This window comes from Thermosynechococcus sp. NK55a (genome assembly GCF_000505665.1).
GTDB lineage: Bacteria > Cyanobacteriota > Cyanobacteriia > Thermosynechococcales > Thermosynechococcaceae > Thermosynechococcus.
This window is the reverse complement of record NC_023033.1, coordinates 1,581,824-1,598,531: the sequence shown is the minus strand read 5'-3', so window position 1 is coordinate 1,598,531 and position 16,708 is coordinate 1,581,824. Positions and strand designations below refer to the sequence as shown.

At 53.2% G+C, this 16,708-nt stretch carries 18 protein-coding genes; 10 read left to right on the top strand and 8 right to left on the bottom strand.

Annotation, left to right across the window (positions count from 1 at the left end):
• Nucleotides 1-115: 115 nt before the first annotated feature.
• The 3 genes from NK55_RS07765 (at nucleotide 116) to NK55_RS07755 (ending at nucleotide 1,753) form a co-directional block, all read left to right on the top strand.
• Nucleotides 116-772 (top strand): NAD(P)H-dependent oxidoreductase, encoded by a 657-nt coding sequence (locus NK55_RS07765; RefSeq protein ID WP_024125206.1) that lies wholly within the window; start codon nucleotides 116-118, stop codon nucleotides 770-772.
• A 170-nt stretch (nucleotides 773-942) separates the two neighbouring features.
• Nucleotides 943-1,449 (top strand): GNAT family N-acetyltransferase, encoded by a 507-nt coding sequence (locus NK55_RS07760; protein ID WP_225871803.1) that lies wholly within the window; start codon nucleotides 943-945, stop codon nucleotides 1,447-1,449.
• A gap of 37 nt (nucleotides 1,450-1,486) precedes the next feature.
• Nucleotides 1,487-1,753, top strand: a complete 267-nt coding sequence (locus NK55_RS07755; protein ID WP_024125204.1) for a DUF5340 domain-containing protein — start codon at nucleotides 1,487-1,489, stop codon at nucleotides 1,751-1,753.
• Here NK55_RS07755 and menA read toward each other — a convergent pair.
• Together menA and NK55_RS13510 are read right to left on the bottom strand one after the other, a co-directional pair.
• Nucleotides 1,741-2,637, bottom strand: a complete 897-nt coding sequence (menA, locus tag NK55_RS07750) for a 2-carboxy-1,4-naphthoquinone phytyltransferase (protein WP_024125203.1) — start codon at nucleotides 2,635-2,637, stop codon at nucleotides 1,741-1,743. The genes NK55_RS07755 and menA overlap by 13 nt on opposite strands.
• A gap of 33 nt (nucleotides 2,638-2,670) precedes the next feature.
• Nucleotides 2,671-3,060 (bottom strand): hypothetical protein, encoded by a 390-nt coding sequence (locus tag NK55_RS13510; RefSeq protein ID WP_024125202.1) that lies wholly within the window; start codon nucleotides 3,058-3,060, stop codon nucleotides 2,671-2,673.
• A 201-nt stretch (nucleotides 3,061-3,261) separates the two neighbouring features.
• On the opposite strand from NK55_RS13510, the gene NK55_RS07740 reads away from it, so the two are divergent.
• From NK55_RS07740 to NK55_RS07720, 5 genes are all read left to right on the top strand, one after another.
• On the top strand, nucleotides 3,262-4,287 hold the full coding sequence (locus tag NK55_RS07740; RefSeq protein WP_024125201.1) for a hypothetical protein: 1,026 nt from the start codon (nucleotides 3,262-3,264) through the stop codon (nucleotides 4,285-4,287).
• Between the two features lie 71 nt (nucleotides 4,288-4,358).
• Nucleotides 4,359-6,506 (top strand): polyribonucleotide nucleotidyltransferase, encoded by a 2,148-nt coding sequence (locus tag NK55_RS07735; protein WP_024125200.1) that lies wholly within the window; start codon nucleotides 4,359-4,361, stop codon nucleotides 6,504-6,506.
• Between the two features lie 12 nt (nucleotides 6,507-6,518).
• Complete coding sequence (gene glyS, locus NK55_RS07730; protein ID WP_024125199.1) at nucleotides 6,519-8,702, top strand: glycine--tRNA ligase subunit beta; 2,184 nt, start codon at nucleotides 6,519-6,521, stop codon at nucleotides 8,700-8,702.
• Between the two features lie 154 nt (nucleotides 8,703-8,856).
• Entirely contained in the window at nucleotides 8,857-9,747 is an 891-nt protein-coding gene (locus NK55_RS07725) for a hypothetical protein (protein WP_024125198.1), read from the top strand.
• Nucleotides 9,748-9,859: 112 nt separating this feature from the next.
• Nucleotides 9,860-11,023: a GuaB3 family IMP dehydrogenase-related protein gene (locus NK55_RS07720; RefSeq protein WP_024125197.1), complete on the top strand. Its 1,164-nt coding sequence runs from the start codon at nucleotides 9,860-9,862 to the stop codon at nucleotides 11,021-11,023.
• On the opposite strand, the gene NK55_RS07715 is transcribed toward NK55_RS07720, so the two are convergent.
• From NK55_RS07715 to NK55_RS07690, 6 genes are read right to left on the bottom strand one after another with little or no spacing between them, the layout of a single operon-like run.
• Nucleotides 11,006-11,728, bottom strand: a complete 723-nt coding sequence (locus NK55_RS07715) for a C40 family peptidase (RefSeq protein WP_024125196.1) — start codon at nucleotides 11,726-11,728, stop codon at nucleotides 11,006-11,008. The genes NK55_RS07720 and NK55_RS07715 overlap by 18 nt on opposite strands.
• A gap of 52 nt (nucleotides 11,729-11,780) precedes the next feature.
• Complete coding sequence (locus NK55_RS07710; protein WP_024125195.1) at nucleotides 11,781-12,410, bottom strand: MarC family protein; 630 nt, start codon at nucleotides 12,408-12,410, stop codon at nucleotides 11,781-11,783.
• Nucleotides 12,411-12,438: 28 nt separating this feature from the next.
• Nucleotides 12,439-13,164, bottom strand: a complete 726-nt coding sequence (gene purQ, locus NK55_RS07705; protein WP_024125194.1) for a phosphoribosylformylglycinamidine synthase subunit PurQ — start codon at nucleotides 13,162-13,164, stop codon at nucleotides 12,439-12,441.
• Nucleotides 13,161-13,766, bottom strand: coding sequence for a hypothetical protein (locus tag NK55_RS07700; RefSeq protein WP_024125193.1), 606 nt, complete (start codon nucleotides 13,764-13,766; stop codon nucleotides 13,161-13,163). The genes purQ and NK55_RS07700 overlap by 4 nt, the downstream gene beginning before the upstream one ends.
• A 5-nt stretch (nucleotides 13,767-13,771) precedes the next feature.
• A complete protein-coding gene (gene purS, locus NK55_RS07695; protein ID WP_024125192.1) occupies nucleotides 13,772-14,041 on the bottom strand; it encodes a phosphoribosylformylglycinamidine synthase subunit PurS in 270 nt (89 codons plus the stop codon).
• 3 nt (nucleotides 14,042-14,044) lie between these two features.
• Nucleotides 14,045-15,004 carry an SPFH domain-containing protein gene (locus NK55_RS07690; RefSeq protein WP_024125191.1) on the bottom strand — a complete coding sequence of 320 codons (960 nt, stop codon included), beginning with the start codon at nucleotides 15,002-15,004 and terminating at the stop codon, nucleotides 14,045-14,047.
• Between NK55_RS07690 and NK55_RS07685 the strand changes: the two genes are divergently transcribed.
• Nucleotides 15,003-15,521 carry a hypothetical protein gene (locus NK55_RS07685; protein ID WP_041429139.1) on the top strand — a complete coding sequence of 173 codons (519 nt, stop codon included), beginning with the start codon at nucleotides 15,003-15,005 and terminating at the stop codon, nucleotides 15,519-15,521. The two genes, NK55_RS07690 and NK55_RS07685, sit on opposite strands and share 2 nt — an antisense overlap.
• The gene (locus NK55_RS13195; RefSeq protein WP_157869692.1) at nucleotides 15,511-16,347 is read left to right on the top strand and encodes a hypothetical protein; all 837 of its coding nucleotides are present in this window, start codon (nucleotides 15,511-15,513) and stop codon (nucleotides 16,345-16,347) included. Before NK55_RS07685 ends, NK55_RS13195 begins: the two co-directional genes overlap by 11 nt.
• Nucleotides 16,348-16,708: the final 361 nt, after the last annotated feature.

Here is a 16,708-nt window from a genome sequence, read left to right as displayed (position 1 = left end):
ACTACTCAACCCTTTGGCAGTTTTACTCATTCCTGTTCAATACGGCGATAGTGTTGAGACGGTTCTATGCTTGTGCTTGAGAAAAATCTTGTGCTTGAGAAAAATGTGGTGACCCATGACTGAGACACCTGTTTTGGCAACAGTGATTTTGCAGCAATTGCAATGGCGCTATGCCACAAAAAAGTTTGATCCTAATCGCAAAATTCCTGCGGTTCTGTGGCAAACACTTCTACAAAGTTTGGTCCTCGCTCCTTCCTCCTTTGGTCTGCAACCGTGGAAGTTTTACGTCATTGAAACCCCAGAACTGCGCCAAGCCCTGCTGCCGCACACTTGGAATCAACGGCAGGTGGTGGATGCCTCTCACTTAGTGGTCTTTGCGATCAAAAGTCATTTGAATGCTGCCGATGTCGATCGCTACCTTGCACGGCAAGCGGAAGTCCGCCAAACCTCAGTGGAAGAGCTGCAAGGGTATGGAGATTTGGTCAAGGGCTTCTTGCAATCGCCCCCTTATCCTCTGAATGTTGATGAATGGTCAGCCCGCCAAGTTTATATTGCTTTGGGGCAGTTCATGGTGACGGCGGCCCTGCTTGGAATTGACACCTGTCCTATGGAGGGGTTCTTACCTCAAGAGTACGACCGCCTTCTCAACCTCCCTGCCCAAGGCTACCATGCCGTAGTTGTGTGTGCCGCTGGCTACCGGGCCGCTGATGACCAGTATGCAACTTCCCCCAAGGTGCGCTATCCCCTAGAGGCCGTTGTGGAAGTGCGTTAGAATTGCCCGCTTGATGCCAATGAACATAGGCTAAGCTAGAAATAGCTCGGTACAAAGTTTGTATGTCTTTGCACACCGATGATCCCATCGACCACAATTTAGTTGATTTAGAGATCGTTCCCACCAAAGAAGAAGAGCGCTCTGAACCCACTAACATTACGATTCGCGAGATGGGGATTGATGACATTGCGCCAGTCTTTCACCTGGGTGAAGAACTTTTTACAAGTGATTTGTATCCTTCCCTCTATCGCATCTGGGATGAATGGGAGGTTATTGGTTTCTATAACACCGATCCAGAATACTGTCTGGTTGCCGAAGCCGATTCACAGGTGGTCGGGTTTATCTTGGGCACGATTATTAGCAAAGCCCCATGGGTCTATGGTTACATTAACTGGCTAGGGGTCCATCCGCAGTATCAACGGCGGGGCATTGCCGACAGGCTCGTGGATAAGCTCATCGAACGCATGATTGAAGAGGGGGCACGGTTTATGCTGGTGGATACTGACCCTGCTAATACCCCCGCAGTGAAGTTTTTTACCCGTAAGGGCTTTGGCAATCCGCGGCGGCATGTCTTTTTTTCGTTAAACTTAACCAAGCATGAAATCTATGGCCGACTGATTGCCTACGAGCGCGATCGCTCCGAGCGGCTGACCTATCGCCGTCCCCGCCGCCGCTAGAAGGTTAGATAGTTGTTCCTTGGAGGTGTTTGCCCCGGTGACTCGTTATTCTGCCCCCTCAGATGAGGTTCCCGTTCCTGCCCACATTCATTACGAGCTAGTGCTGCAAATTTTGGAACAGGCTTCCTTACCCACCCTCCCCCCCAACTCCAGTGGCTATCAACAGCTCCACAGTGCTGTCATTCATCTGCGCAAAGCCCTGCGGCTGCAAAAGCAGTTTGAGGAGGAATGGCAAGCGGGCGGCGGCAGTGTCGAATACCAGTGGTCACTGAATCGCGATCGCCCCCAAGCTCAAAGCAAATAGCCCAATCCCAAGAGCAAGCTACTCCAAAAATGCAGTTGCACCGCAATAAATTTCGAGTTCTCGATCTGCTCAGGCACACTGTGAAATTGCGCCATCCGCTGGCACAAATAAATTGCCCAGGGCAGTGAACCCAAAGCCAGCAGTGTTGGCCCCGGCAGGAGTCCCCAGAGAACACTGGCCACCAACACCCCATAAAAGAGACCACAGGCACCATAGACCAGTTGGGCACTGCGAGCCGTCCCTAGGCGCACTACCGGGGAACGTTTGCCGGCGGCTAGATCATCGGCCACCTGGTGAAAGTGGGAGCAAAAGAGAATCAGCGTTGTTGTCAGACCATTGAGGGTGGCTACAGGCCAAATACTGGGGCTAAAGGTTTGCACTTGGCTATAGTAGGCGGCAGCGATTGCCAAGGGGCCAAAGCAAATAAAACAAATCGGCTCCCCCAAACCCAAATAGCCCAAACGAAAGGGCGGCCCTTGGTAGCTATACCCTAGGGCACAGCAGAGCAATACCAACCCTAAAACCGTTCCATCCTGTTGCAGCCAACTAATGGCGGCAATCCCCAGTAGCCCCAAGAGTAAGCAGAGGTTGCTCAGCCAAAAGATCAGTTGCTTTTTGCCTGTGAGATTGACCACGGAATGGTACTTGTGGCGATCGATCCCCGTTTCAGCATCAAAGACATCATTGCTCAGATTCAGCCAGGCCAAAATGAGTACAGCCGCCGTTAGAAACAAACCAAAAGGCCACCAGTGTACTCTGCCTGTCTTGGCGATCGCCCCCGCCGTGCCCAACCAAATGGGCATCACTGCCACACTGTACATGGGAAGTTTAATCGCCGCCCACCATAAACGCGAGCGATCTATGGATTCTGACGAACCAGCCATCTCCCTTAACTTTGAGTCACCTTGGTCAGCATATCATTGCTGCCCCTGCCCATAGATCGCTTGTTTTGCCGCCCAAATCGCTTGCCGCAACGCTGGATTATTCAGCTTATAGCTATAGATGCCCAAATCCCGGGCTAAGGCCACCAGTTGTGGGCGGTTTAGCCGCTCTAGCTCGGGGATCGTCAGGGTTTCAAGAGTGGGTTGAGGGGGGCGCAGTTGGCGTTCAAGAGCTGCCACTTGCTGTTCTAGGGTACTCAGGCGTTGTAAAACCGTTGGACAGGTCATCTCCGTCGGCTGAAGGGATTGTTGCAAAAGCCTACGAATTGCCTCACTCAGGGAACTGCATCCCTGCTGCACCTGCCAGCGTTGAAGTTGGCCATAGAGTTTGGCATCTAAACGAACCGTGATCTGTTTGTGGCGCATGCCTGAAATTATCTAAAAAAACCGACAAACTGACCTACAGTCTGTCGGCTCGTTGTGTGTTCCCTGTTGATGACTCGGATAGTACTGAGTCACTATTTAGTATGACCTATCCCTCGATAGAATGACTGTGACCATGATCACAACTTAGCCGCCTTTGATGGCGTTTGGCCAAAGTCTCTCATTTAAATTTCTGAATCTCCTATGACCTCTACCCTCGACGGCACGATTCTTTTGCCCCAGAAACTCTTCAGTGCTCCTCTGCGACGGCGTTTACTCCATGTGAATGGGATAGGTAGCGATGCTGCCAAGCAACTGCGGGATTTGAACCGCCTTGCCGAACTCACGGCGACTTATCCTTTAGAAATTCGTGGCATTCACAATCAAACCCATGGCTTCCAAGCGGATCTCTTGGAAAGTTTCCTCGGTAAGGCAGAACTCTACCATTTTTGGTCCCAGACCCCAGCTCCAGACCCCAGCAAGGATCGCCGCTATCAGTATGCCAAACTCCTTGGCCAACTGGTGAGCAAAGATCTGGCCGATGATGCCGATATTCTAGCGATCGCCCAACCCAGCCAAATCCAACAGCGCCCCCTCGAGATCAATCGTACCGCTGACCTAACGAAACTCCTTGATCTATCATTCCTACAAAAATTGAGCTGGTGGGATTTTGCCCAGTATCTCTACGGTGCCTTTCCAGCCGGGGCGCCACGTCCCACCCTGCGGTTGGCCTATGAAATTGTCAAGGGGTTACAAGCGGGGGCTGAATTGTATCTTGTTGCCCATAGCCAAGGATTAATTATCACTGCCCTTGCCTGTCACATTGTCCGTCAATTACTGCTGCCGCAAACGAAATGGATGGAGACCGTTCATCTCATTGGCTATGGCCCCGCTATTTTCTTTGCGGATTTACCCCCCGAGCTCCAGCCGCGAACTATCTTAATTCAACATCGTCAAGACGTGGTGGCCGAAACCCTAAGCAATCTCCGCAATGTGGATTTATGGACCAGCTTGCAAACCCAGATGGAAAAAGCCATTCACTACGCTGATGATCTGCTGAAGGTTCTGGGTCAAGATAGCCACCACTCTGCTAGTTTCTATTTGGGGTTGCAGGGTAGCCCCAGCGGCCAGCGATCGGCAGAACTGATACAAATTTTATTGACCCAAAGCTGGACAGCCACCCCCAGTCTTGCGGTTCTTGGGGGCACACGGCTAATCCTTGAAGTTTAGCGGATGAGTGGCAGAAGCAGTTATCCTAGTAGAGAGAAAGAAATAGGAAGTAAGGACACAATAGAACGCAAATGAAGGGTCTAGAAAAGATTATCCCCCTAGATGGACGGGATGTTAAGGTAGTATTGCAAAAATTTGCCCCCCAAGCCGCCGGCTCCATTCTCATTAGTTCGGGAGAAACAGCTGTACTCGTAACGGCCAATCGTGCTGCCCCGCGTGAAGGTATTGATTTTTTGCCCCTTGTTGTGGATTACGAAGAGCGCCTCTATGCGGCTGGCCGGATTCCCGGCGGTTTTTTACGGCGTGAGGGTCGCCCCCCCGAAAAAGCCATTCTCATTGGTCGTCTGATTGACCGGCCGCTGCGCCCTCTCTTTCCCCAGTGGTTGCGCGACGATCTCCAAGTGGTGGCAACGACGGTTTCCCTCGATGAAAATGTTCCCCCCGATGTGTTGGCGGTAACCGGAGCCTCAATTGCCGTTCTCTTGGCACAAATTCCCTTTAATGGTCCGATGGCAGCGGTGCGCGTCGGCCTTGTGGGGGATGAGTTTGTGATCAACCCCACTTACAAAGAAATTGAGCGCGGTGGCTTGGATCTTGTCGTTGCCGGGTCTCCCGATGGGGTGGTGATGGTGGAGGCCGGTGCCAATGAACTGCCAGAAGCCGACATGATTGAGGCCATTGACTTTGCCTATGAGGTGATCCAGGACCTGATTCAAGCGCAGCGGGATCTCCTCAAGGAATTGGGCATTGACATTGTCCGCGCTGAGCCACCGGCGATCGACCCCACCTTAGAAAACTTTATCTACGAGCGTGCCGCTCAACCGGTCAAAGCCATTCTCAAACGCTTTGAAAAGGACAAAAATGTTCGGGATGCTGCCCTCGATGAGGTGCAAGGGGCGATCGCCCAAGAAATTGCTGCTCTGCCCGAAGATCACCCAGTGGCTGTGGCGGCGGCGGAAAACCCCAAAGCCCTACCCACCCTCTTTAAGGCCGTCACGAAAAAACTCATGCGGCAGCAAATTATTGAAGAAGGGGTGCGAGTTGATGGCCGCCGTCTCGATGAAGTGCGCCCTATTTGGTGTGAGGTGGGGGTTCTCCCGGAGCGGGTTCATGGCAGCGCCCTCTTTAATCGTGGCTTGACGCAGGTGATGTCCGTGACCACCCTCGGTTCTCCTGCCGATGCCCAAGCTCTTGATGATCTGCATCCTGAGGACAGCAAACGTTATCTGCACCACTACAACTTTCCCCCTTACTCCGTCGGTGAAGTCAAACCCCTGCGATCGCCGGGGCGGCGAGAAATTGGCCATGGTGCCCTTGCTGAGCGTGCCCTTGAACCCGTCCTTCCTCCCAAGGAGGAGTTTCCCTACGTGATTCGGGTGGTGTCGGAGGTGCTCTCCTCCGATGGCTCGACCTCTATGGGCTCCGTTTGTGGTTCCACCCTCTCCTTGATGGATGCCGGGGTACCAATCCGCAAGCCCGTCAGTGGTGCGGCCATGGGGTTGATCAAGGAGGGCAATGAGGTGCGCATCCTGACCGACATTCAGGGGATTGAAGACTTCCTTGGGGACATGGACTTCAAAGTGGCCGGCACCGACAGCGGCATCACCGCCCTGCAAATGGATATGAAAATTACCGGCTTGCCCGTTGCCGTGATTAAGCAGGCGATCGAACAGGCGCGTCCGGCGCGGCTCCATATCCTTGAGAAAATGCTGGCGGTGCTCGATAAACCCCGTCCCCAACTGCCCCCCAGTGCGCCACGGCTGCTCACCTTGCAAATTCCCCCCGATATGATTGGCCTGGTCATTGGTCCAGGGGGCAAAACTGTGCGCGGTATCTCTGAGCAATACAACGTCAAGGTGGACATCAGCGAAGAGGGGCTAGTCACCATTACTGCCCCCAATGAAACCAATGCGAAGCAAGCACGGGCTGCCATTGAGGGTCTAACGCGAAAGCTCAACGCCGGTGATGTCTATCTGGGCAAGGTGACACGAATTATTCCCATCGGTGCTTTTGTCGAGTTTCTCCCGGGCAAAGAGGGGATGATCCACATTTCCCAGTTGGCGGAGTATCGCGTCGGTAAAGTTGAGGATGAGGTGAAAATTGGCGATGAAATTGTCGTCAAAATTCGTGAGGTGGACAGCAAAGGCCGCATTAACCTCACCCGCCTTGGCATTCATCCCGACGAGGCCGAAGCCGCCCGCAGTAACTCCGTTGTCTAGCCCATGGTCACCATGCCCCAGTCATCACTGCATACCTTCCTCTTGGAGGTGGGCACTGAGGATCTGCCCGCCCGCTTTGTCAGTAGTGCCCTGCGGCAGTGGCGCACCCTGATCCCCCAAACCCTTAAGGAACGGGGACTCACGGCAGAGGTCAACGTCTGGGCAACCCCGCGCCGCTTAGCAGTACTGATTGAGGGGTTGCCGCCCCAGCAGCCGGATCAAGCAATTGAGATCAAAGGGCCAGCGGCCACCGTGGCCTTTCGGGAGGGGGAACCCACCCCTGCGCTATTGGGGTTCCTGCGATCGCGCCAAGGCAGTCTCGAGGAAATTGAAATCCGCGCCACGGAAAAGGGGGAGGTGGTCTATCTCAAACAGATTCGCCCCGGCCAACCAACCCCTCAACTCTTGACCGAGTTGGCGCAACAGTGGATTGCTGCCCTTGAGGGCCCTCGCTTCATGCGCTGGGGAGATGGCGATCTGCGCTTTTCGCGTCCCATTCGCTGGTTGGTGTTGCTGTGGGATGAGCAGGTGTTGCCCTTGGTTTTGGAAAGCCATTCTGTGTCCATTGCCAGCGATCGCACCACCTATGGCCATCGGGTGCTTTCCCAAGGCGCCATTGCCCTCAGCCATGCCCAAGACTACGCATCTGCCCTTGAAAAGGCAGGGGTCTTGGTGGATCCAGAAGCCCGCCAGCAACGGATTCGCGAGCAAATTGCTGCCCTTGCTGCGGAGGCCGCGGGATGGGTGGATTTAGAAGTGCCCCTTTTGGAGGAAGTCACCCACCTTGTGGAATGGCCAACAGCAGTCTTGGGGAGTTTTGAAGCGCGGTTTCTTGCTCTGCCCCTTGAGGTGATTACCACCGTATTGGTGTCCCATCAGCGGTATTTTCCCGTGTACACCGATGCGACTCGCCAAGCCCTGCTGCCGGTGTTCATCACGATTAGCAATGGCGATCCGGCGGCCACTTCCTTGATTCGCGCTGGGAATGAGCGGGTGATTCGGGCCCGCCTAGCGGATGCTGAGTTCTTCTACAGGGCGGATACGGCACAGCCCCTAGAGCACTACTGCGGGAAACTAGCCACGGTGACCTTCCAAGATGAATTGGGATCGATGGCGGACAAAGTGAAGCGGCTAACCGCCTTGGCTCGCCAAATTGCAACCGCTTTAAATTGTGCGGCTGCGGATATTGCTGCCATTGAGCGCACGGCTTGTCTATGCAAAGCGGATCTAGTGACGCAGATGGTGGGGGAATTTCCTGAACTGCAGGGCTATATGGGACAAGTCTATGCCAGGGTCTCTGGGGAAGCCCCAGCGGTGGCCATGGGAATTTTTGAACATTATCTGCCTCGTTTTGCTGGCGATCGCCTGCCCCAAAGTCTCACGGGCCAGGTGGTGGGATTGGCTGATCGCTTGGATACCCTAGTCTGCCTCTTTGGCCTCGGCCTCTGTCCCACGGGTTCTTCGGATCCTTTTGCCCTACGGCGGGCAGCCAATGGGGTAATCACCATCCTCTGGCAGGGGGAACACCACCTAAATCTCCTCGCTCTGCTACAGGAGTATGCCCAAGCCTTTTGTCGCCAATTTGCTGCCAAGCTCAGTGCCGCTGATTTAGAGCAGCAACTGCGGCAGTTTTTTAGCCAACGGCTGCGGACACTTCTTCAAGAAGACCTAGGCATTGAGTATGACTTGGTGAATGCGGTGATTCCAGAGGATCAGCCGGAGTTGCAGACTCGTGCCCTCCAGGATGTGGTTGATGCCCGCGATCGCGCCCAGTTTCTGCAAAAACTGCGCCAATCTGGTGACCTCATGGCCATTTACCCCACGGTGAACCGCGCCGCTCGCTTAGCACGCCAAGGCACCCTAGGGACAGACTGCCTAAATATCCGCGCAGTCAAGGCCAAGCACCTTGAAGCCCCCATTGAAAAGGAATTCTACAGCGCCCTCAAGGACATCTTGCCAACGGTGCAACAGGCCCAGGGGCAGCGTGCCTATGGCCAAATTGTGGATGCTTTAGTCAGCCTTGCCCCGATTGTCAGTCGCTTCTTCGATGGGGAAGAAAGTGTGCTGGTGATGGCAGAGGATGCGACAGTGCGTGCCAATCGTTTAGCCCTCCTTGGTCTGTTGCGCAACTGTGCGGCAATTATTGGCGATTTTGGGGCAATTGTCCAAACTGAGAGCGTTCCATCAGCCCCATAGTTCTCAAAGTTTGGCAGGAATTTTGGCAGGAATAAAAGTGTTGCTTAGCTCCCAGTAGCAACGCATAATTGAGAGTACCCCAATTGAGAATTGCCGTGGCCTGTTCATCTGAACAGTTACTCAATGGGTGTTTAGACTGTTTGCGAGAATTGCCATGACTGCTGAACCGCCGGCCAAGCGCCCCCGCACCAAGAAGACCCCAGCGCCTGCCCCTGATTTAGAAACCAAGCCTCGCCCAGAAATTCTCGGTGTTGCTGCAGCGGGTAGCTCACTGCCCAAGGTCAATGCCGCTCCTGAAGAACCCATTTCTAGGCAACCGGATCTTCCTGCCCACCCCCAACCCATCCCACCCCCCAGTGAACGGATGCAATATCGGGCGATCGGGGTTGTGCGAGGTCGCTATGTACCCGCTTCGGAGCAGGAGTTCAACCGAGGGGTAATGATTACCGAGGATGGGGTGGAAATTGAAACCGTCCTCTTGGGGCAGGTGATGAACCTGATTAAAAAATATCTCGACTTGAATGAACCCCACCTCTGGGTAGTCTACCCTCGCACCCGTAATGCTGACAAAGACAAAGCAGCGGTGAAACTGCACCTGCAAATTGTGGGCGTATGGGAACCGGAGCGCCTGCAACAGGCCAATGCCACAGCAGTGGATCCCGGCGTCAATGACGGTTACTTTTCTGTACGGGGAGAAGTGATCTTCAACTCCCAAGAAAAGAACTTTGTCGTCGTTAAAATCCAGCAGTTGCCGCGCCGGCGGGGCGAAAAACCCAAAGCCTTCAAACTGAAACTCACAGGAACCGTGCCCATGAAGTCGCCGGGGTACTTTTGGGACTTTCAGGTGCAACGACAGGGAACAAGTTTAGTGGTCCAGGAGGCAACCACAGTGGGTATTCTGCCCCCGCGCAAAATCAAGAAGTCCAAGAAAGCCAAGGCCAAGGCACGGCTAGCCCGCCCCCAGCGCGCCGCTTCATCGCCCCCAGCACCGCGTCCGACTTCCTTTCGCCCGGTTCGGCGATCGCCCAACCCACCATTGAACTAGCGCCAAGGCATGGCTTGTCAAGGTGTTGTAAATTTTTGTAAATTTGTTCCACTGTCCACAACAACTCAGACACGGTACTTGATCATTTAGCCTACCAACTGCGAGGAACACCATGACAATTCAACTAGGCGGACATCGCACCGCCCGCCGCGCCTACGGTATTGATGAAATTGCCCTTGTCCCCGGCAACCGCACCCTTGATCCTCAATTGGTGGATACCCGCTGGCGCATTGGTGCCATTGAACGGGAAATTCCGATTATTGCCAGTGCCATGGATGGGGTCGTGGATGTTACCATGGCCGTCAAACTCAGCCAAATGGGGGCACTGGGCGTCCTCAATCTTGAGGGGCTTCAAACCCGCTACGAAGATCCCGCACCGATTCTCGAACGCATTGCCAGCGTCAGTGTGGATGAATTTGTGCCCCTGATGCAGCAGTTGTATGCGCAGCCAATTCAACCCCAGCTCATTGAAAAACGCATTCAAGAAATCAAATCCCAAGGGGGGATTGCTGCTGTCAGTTTAACTCCAGCGGGGGCCAGTCGTTTTGGTGATGTTGTGGCAGCGGCAGGGGCGGATTTGCTCTTTGTGCAAGCAACCGTTGTCTCACCGGCTCACCTTGCGCCTGAGGGGACAGATCCCCTAGACTTGGCTGCCTTTTGTGAGCGGATGCCGATGCCCGTTATTTTGGGGAACTGTGTCACCTATGAGGTGGCTCTCAGTCTTATGCACTGTGGCGCGGCGGCAATTCTGGTGGGAATCGGTCCAGGGGCGGCCTGTACCTCCCGTGGCGTGCTTGGGGTGGGCGTGCCTCAAGTGACGGCGATCGCCGACTGTGCAGCAGCACGGGACGCCTATTTTGAACAGACGCAACGCTATGTGCCTGTGATTGCCGATGGCGGCCTTGTCACCGGTGGCGATGTCTGCAAATGTATTGCCTGCGGCGCAGATGCAGTGATGATGGGGTCGCCCTTTGCCCGTGCTAAAGAAGCCCCCGGTCGCGGTTATCACTGGGGTATGGCCACGCCTAGTCCTGTCCTGCCTCGGGGGACGCGCATTCATGTGGGCACCACAGGTACCCTTGAGCAGATTCTGCGGGGACCTGCCCAGTTGGACGATGGAACCCACAACTTCCTTGGGGCGTTGCAAACCAGTATGGGAACCCTTGGGGCCAAGGATCTGCGGGAAATGCAGCAGGTGGAGATCGTCATTGCTCCTTCCCTCCTCACGGAAGGTAAGGTCTATCAAAAAGCGCAAAAACTAGGGATGGGTCGCTAGGGGCAGATAGCTATACTCAATGCGGCCACCACCGCGAAACTGCCGCTGATAGGCAATGCTCACGGGATCCTCACTGGGGAAGAGGGTATCAATGCCAATGCCATTGCGGCCGTATTCCTTGCCAGAGCTATGAATATACTGCCCCTGCCCCAGATAGAGGCCCACATGGGTCGCCTTTTCACAGCTGCCGAAAAAGACCAGATCGCCCCGCTGAAGTTGGGGTAGGGTTTCCGCAATCGAGTTGCTCCCTAAAGGGGTGGCAAAGGCCTCCTGCTGATAAGCATCCCGCGGTAGCCAAATGCCTTGACTGGCAAAACTGGCCTGCATCAAGCCAGAACAGTCGTAGTGGGGGGCGACGGTTCCTCCCCAGAGATATTCATGGGGGACTTGCTGTGCCGCCAAGCAAAAGGCAATAACCTCTTCAAGGACAGCCTCGATGTCCGCGCGATCGCGGGCAATGGGTTGATAGGGCTGAGTCGCGGGTGTGAGATGGCAGTAATCCTCTGCATCCAACCAGCCCCAGTATTCATCCTCCGCCAGTTGTACGTGGGTCCGTTCAGACGCCAAAGCAGATACCCAGAGAAACCGTCCTGCTGCCCCTTGGGTTGCCAAGCGATCGCCCCTGGAGGCGTCGTAGAGGTTCACCGTTGCCGTGAGTTGGTGCAGTTGGTAAACGTGGGCACCCTTGGTCGCAAAAATGGGCATTTGGATGGATTGGATAGCGATTGACGAAAGATTGACAAGAGGACGAAGTACGCTAGCGCAACAAGGGTTGGAGGAGCGCCAGACTGCCATCGGCAATGAACTGGACGGCGATCGCCAGAATGAAAAAGCCCAATAGTCGTGTCAAGGCTCCCCGACCGGTAATTCCCCAGGCTTGACTGAGGGGTTCTCCCAAGATCAAAAGGAAGTAAACCATCGCGCTCAACAACAAAATCCCCAACCACGCCCCTAGATATTCTAGCCAGGTATGACAGCGCGTAGAGAGGCTAATGGTCATGGCGATCGCCCCCGGGCCGCTGAGGAGGGGAACAGCCATAGGGGTTAGGGAGATGTCCGCCTTATCTGCCGCTTCCGTTTGCTCCCGATGGGTCAACCGGTCCTGAGATGTCACCATCTGCCAAGCAGTATGGCTAACAATCAAGCCACCAGCAATACGTACCACCGGCAGAGAGATGCCAAAGAAGGCAAGCAGCCCTTTTCCCATGAGAAAGAAAACCGTCAGCACCGCGGCCACGTTGAGGGCCACCTGTTTTGCTTGCTGGCAACGGCGTTGGTGAGATTGCTTGGCAGTTAGGGCATAGAAAATGGGAATAGCCCCAATGGGATCAACAATGGGAAAGAGGGCTGCAATCGCTCCCACCAGATAAGACAGCAGCGGCTCCATGGAGATGCATTAGCTGAGCACTGTTCCTCTAGCAACCGACAGGGGCCCCTAGTAGTGACTGAAACAATTGTAGGCCCTCCAGGGTATGTTCACTGGGGGAGCTGATCAAGGCAGGGTCAGCGGCACGTTCAGGGTGGGGCATCATTCCCAAGACATTGCCGGCAGCATTGCAAATACCTGCGATATTGTTGAGCGAACCATTGGGATTACTTTCAGGGGTAACATTCCCTTGGGCATCAGCGTAGCGAAAGAGGACTTGGCGGTTGGCTTCCAGTTCGGCGAGGGTGGCAGGATCGGCATAGTAGCAGCCTTCACCATGGGCAATGGGCAAGCGAATCACGGTCTTATCGCCATAGGCCTGTAGCCATGGCCGCTCTTTGGCTTCTAAGCGCAAATGGACGCGATCGCAAATAAAGTGCAAGTCCCGATTGCGCACGAGGGCACCCGGCAGCAGTTTTGCCTCCGTCAGAATTTGAAAGCCATTACAAATGCCGAGCACCCATTTGCCAGCGGCGGCATGGTCTTTGACGGCGGCCATGATGGGTGAGAAGCGGGCGATCGCCCCACAGCGCAAATAATCGCCAAAACTAAAGCCCCCCGGCAGCACAATCAAATCGTAACCCCGCAGATCGGTCTCCTCGTGCCATAGCAGTTGCGTGGGCCACTGGAGAATTTCACTGGTGACGTAGGCCACATCGCGATCGCAATTAGATCCGGGAAAAACGACAATCCCTACGTTTAGGCCATGACTCACAGCAATCCATCCATCACATCAGTAATTGGCTTTAACTTGGCGGGGGCATGGAGCAGCTCAATATCCCGTAGCCAGACCACACCGCGTCCCATGAATTCCACCCCAATTTTAATCAAGCCGGGGGTCTGGAGTTCTGGTTTGAGGTGAAAAGGCACTTCGCACAGATGCCAGTCGCGATCGCCCACGAGGGAAACCGTGCGCGAAAATGTCCAACCCAAGGGTTGACTGCGGCTGAGGAACAGTTGTGCCCCCTCGGGCAAGCTCCCGGTTTTGACTAAAGCACGGCACAGGAGCAGTTGATCTCCCCCTTGGGCAGAGGGCACTTCCAGCCACAGATGGGCTTCCGGGAGTTCAAAGAGGGGAATTCTCTGCGGCCAGTGGGACGCCAGACACCAAGCAGCACCTTCGACTCTAATGCCAGGGCCAGCGATCGGTTGATCCACACCCGCCCGAAAGAAGGCAATGCGCTGGAAGGGAGCTGTGGCTTCCGGCACTTGCAGCAAAGGGGCAAGGGTGTGGGCCAAGGACTGCAATCCCGATTCAATGCCGGCCTTGATGCCCGCCTCGATACTGGCTAATAGATCATCCCACCAGTTGAACATCGTGCCTACTCTGCGGCAGTCGCCAGCTCCTGCAATTCAATGCGAAAGGTTTCAATCACGGGATTGGCTAACAGTTGATCGGCAATGTGGGTGAGTTGTACCTCAGCAGTGGCGCGATCGCGGGCCTCTAGGGTGAGTTCTACTAGTTTGCCAATGCGCACCGATTGCACATTTGTATAGCCCAGATGATGAATCCCCGCCTGTACGGCAACTCCTGCGGGATCTAACACTGATGGTCGCAGCGTAACAAAAACCTGTGCCCGAAATTGTGCCATGGACTATACCTCGCGGGGAGACTGCTCGATTAGGGACTTTACACCCTCAATCGTTGCTGGGATACTGCTCGGATCTATAAATAGTACTTTACTGCTATCACTGTGGCCAATGGTGCGTCCCATATCCAAATAGCTCTGAGCAAGGAGAAACTGGAGCGCTTCCTTCGTCTTGGGATCTTCGTGCAGTGCTGCCGCAATAATCTTCATCGCTTCTGCAGTTCCTTGGGCACGCAAAATCTGATCTTGACGCTCGGCTTGGGCACGCAACACAACCACTTTTTGTTCTGCTTCCGCTGCCAGAATGGCGGCTTTTTGTTCTGCCTCGGCGGCTAACACTTGAGCTTCTGCTTTACCGCGAGCAGAGTTGATGGCCGCTTCCCGTTCCCCTTCGGAGGTGAGAATAGCAGCGCGTTTTTTGCGCTCCGCAGACATTTGCAGTTCCATCGAGTCTTGGACCGCCTTCGAGGGGGCAATATCCCGCAGTTCCACACGGGTCACCTTCACGCCCCACGGATCTGTGGCAATATCGAGATCCCGTAGGAGATTCTCATTCACCTGAGTACGAGCGGTAAAGGTTTCATCGAGTTCTAGCCTCCCCATTTCTGCTCGAATCTGCGTTTGCACCAAATTCACCATCGCCATTTTCAGGTTTTCCACCCTATAATAGGCGCGCTCCATATTAATAATCCGCCAGTAAACGACGGCATCCACGGTAATCGTTACATTGTCACGGGTGATACACTGCTGCGGCGGAATATCTAAGACCTTTTCCCGAATCGTTTCCTCAAAGGCTACCCGCTCAAGGAGGGGAACTATAAGATTCAACCCCGGTTCCAAGCGACGGTGATAGCTGCCCAACCGCTCGACCAGCGCCATATTGCCCTGTTTGATAATCCGCACAGAGCTAGGAATACCCCAGGTCCCAAGCCCAAATATAAACAGCAAAGCAAAGAGCTCATTCATGGTTTTGGTTCCCAAACCGATTCACTACTACTCTAGTGGCTCGCCGTTTGAGCGTCATGCCCAGCAGCAGAGAATTCATAATCTGTTACCTATTCCCCTGCAAGAGGTGTTGCTGCTTATAATTACGATGACACAGCCCCTTGCCACAGATTTCATTGGCTGCTTTAATGCACTAATGACATCTCTAAGGCAAAATTGTTCTAAGATGCTCAGCAAAACAAAAATAGAAAAATATGCGCCATATGTAGTTTGGGTATTTTTTGCTTACTTTTGTCGTTATTACGCAATAGAAATTTTGAATGGTGGAAACAACTGGAAAACGGGTGATTGGCTAATCAATTACAGTGCAGGAATCGTACGAAGAGGACTAATAGGGACCTTCTTATTAAAAGTCTCAGACTTTGGTTTGCCATTGTTATGGGTAACCTATGTCACACAAGTAGCTATCTATGCTCTAATTTTTGGTCTTGTACTAAAGCTCTATTATCGAAAAAAAGAAGTTTATTTTGGCTTTTAATCCTATTTTCACCAGCATTTTTGCTCTTCCCTTTCTACGACACGCAAGGTGGATTCCGAAAGGAGATTATTGTTTTCCTAATCTTTGCTTTTTTTGCCTGATATATGCCAATAAGAACGTCACCCCTTTTAAGCTAACCTTTATATCTCTTGCTTACAGCTTAGGGGCACTTTCACATGAATTAACTGTTTTCACGCTACCGTTTTTCTTCTATTTGATTTATGTGAGCACAAAAGATGGACTTATCACTAATCGTACTGCTATTGCCTACAGCTCAATCCTCGCCACGGCAAGCTCAGTAATTTTGATTTTCGCTTTTTTCTATAAAGGCAATGAAGCTTTAGCGCAGGCCATTTGTCAGTCTTTAACAACTCGCAACCTTGATCCCAATATCTGTAAAGGATCTATCGATTGGCTTAGCGAAGATACCGGTACTGCACTAAGACGTGTGCTAAGTCTTTTGGATTACCGGTCTCTCTTTACCCCTGTATTTCTTTGGCTTGCATTACTTCCTCTATCATTTACTACATGGTGGAATAAAGAACGAGAAATTTTGTTTGTGGCTAGCATAGCAACAATATTTCCTCTTTTTCTTCTCGCAATTGATTGGGGTCGCTGGGTTCATGTCATCATATTTATGTTTTTCTGTCTTGCTCTTGCAAGCGAAGTAAACATTAAGTATCGCTACAGACGAATTTTTATTGTTGCTGGACTAATCTATCTAACAACTTGGTCTATACCACACTGCTGTGTTGGTGGATATGATACTGGCTTTTTAAGCTTTTTAAAACGTGCATTGAAGTGGCTAATGGAAAATCTGGGTTAAAAAAACAATGGATTGTGCGGGTGTTGGTACACAATTAGCGTTATTTAATATACCTATGGGTTGAATCAGCGGTTTCCAGTATGATCTTCCCCTCTCCCCATCCTGATTCATGCAGCAGGTGCACTATGCCCACCCTGCACGCACTGTGGCGTGTCAAGATTAGAGCAAAGTCTTGATGATCGCTGCACGCACATGACTCTCAGTAACCTGCCGGTCAAAGGCCTGTGGGAAGAGACGATCCCCAGTTGCTTGAACCAGTACATCATCTTCTGGGCAAGGCTGCGCAGGTAATGGCCAGATTCTTCCTTCCAGCCTTCCTGTCCCTTGGCGGCAATATCGGCGATCAGGTCACGGGGAGGAT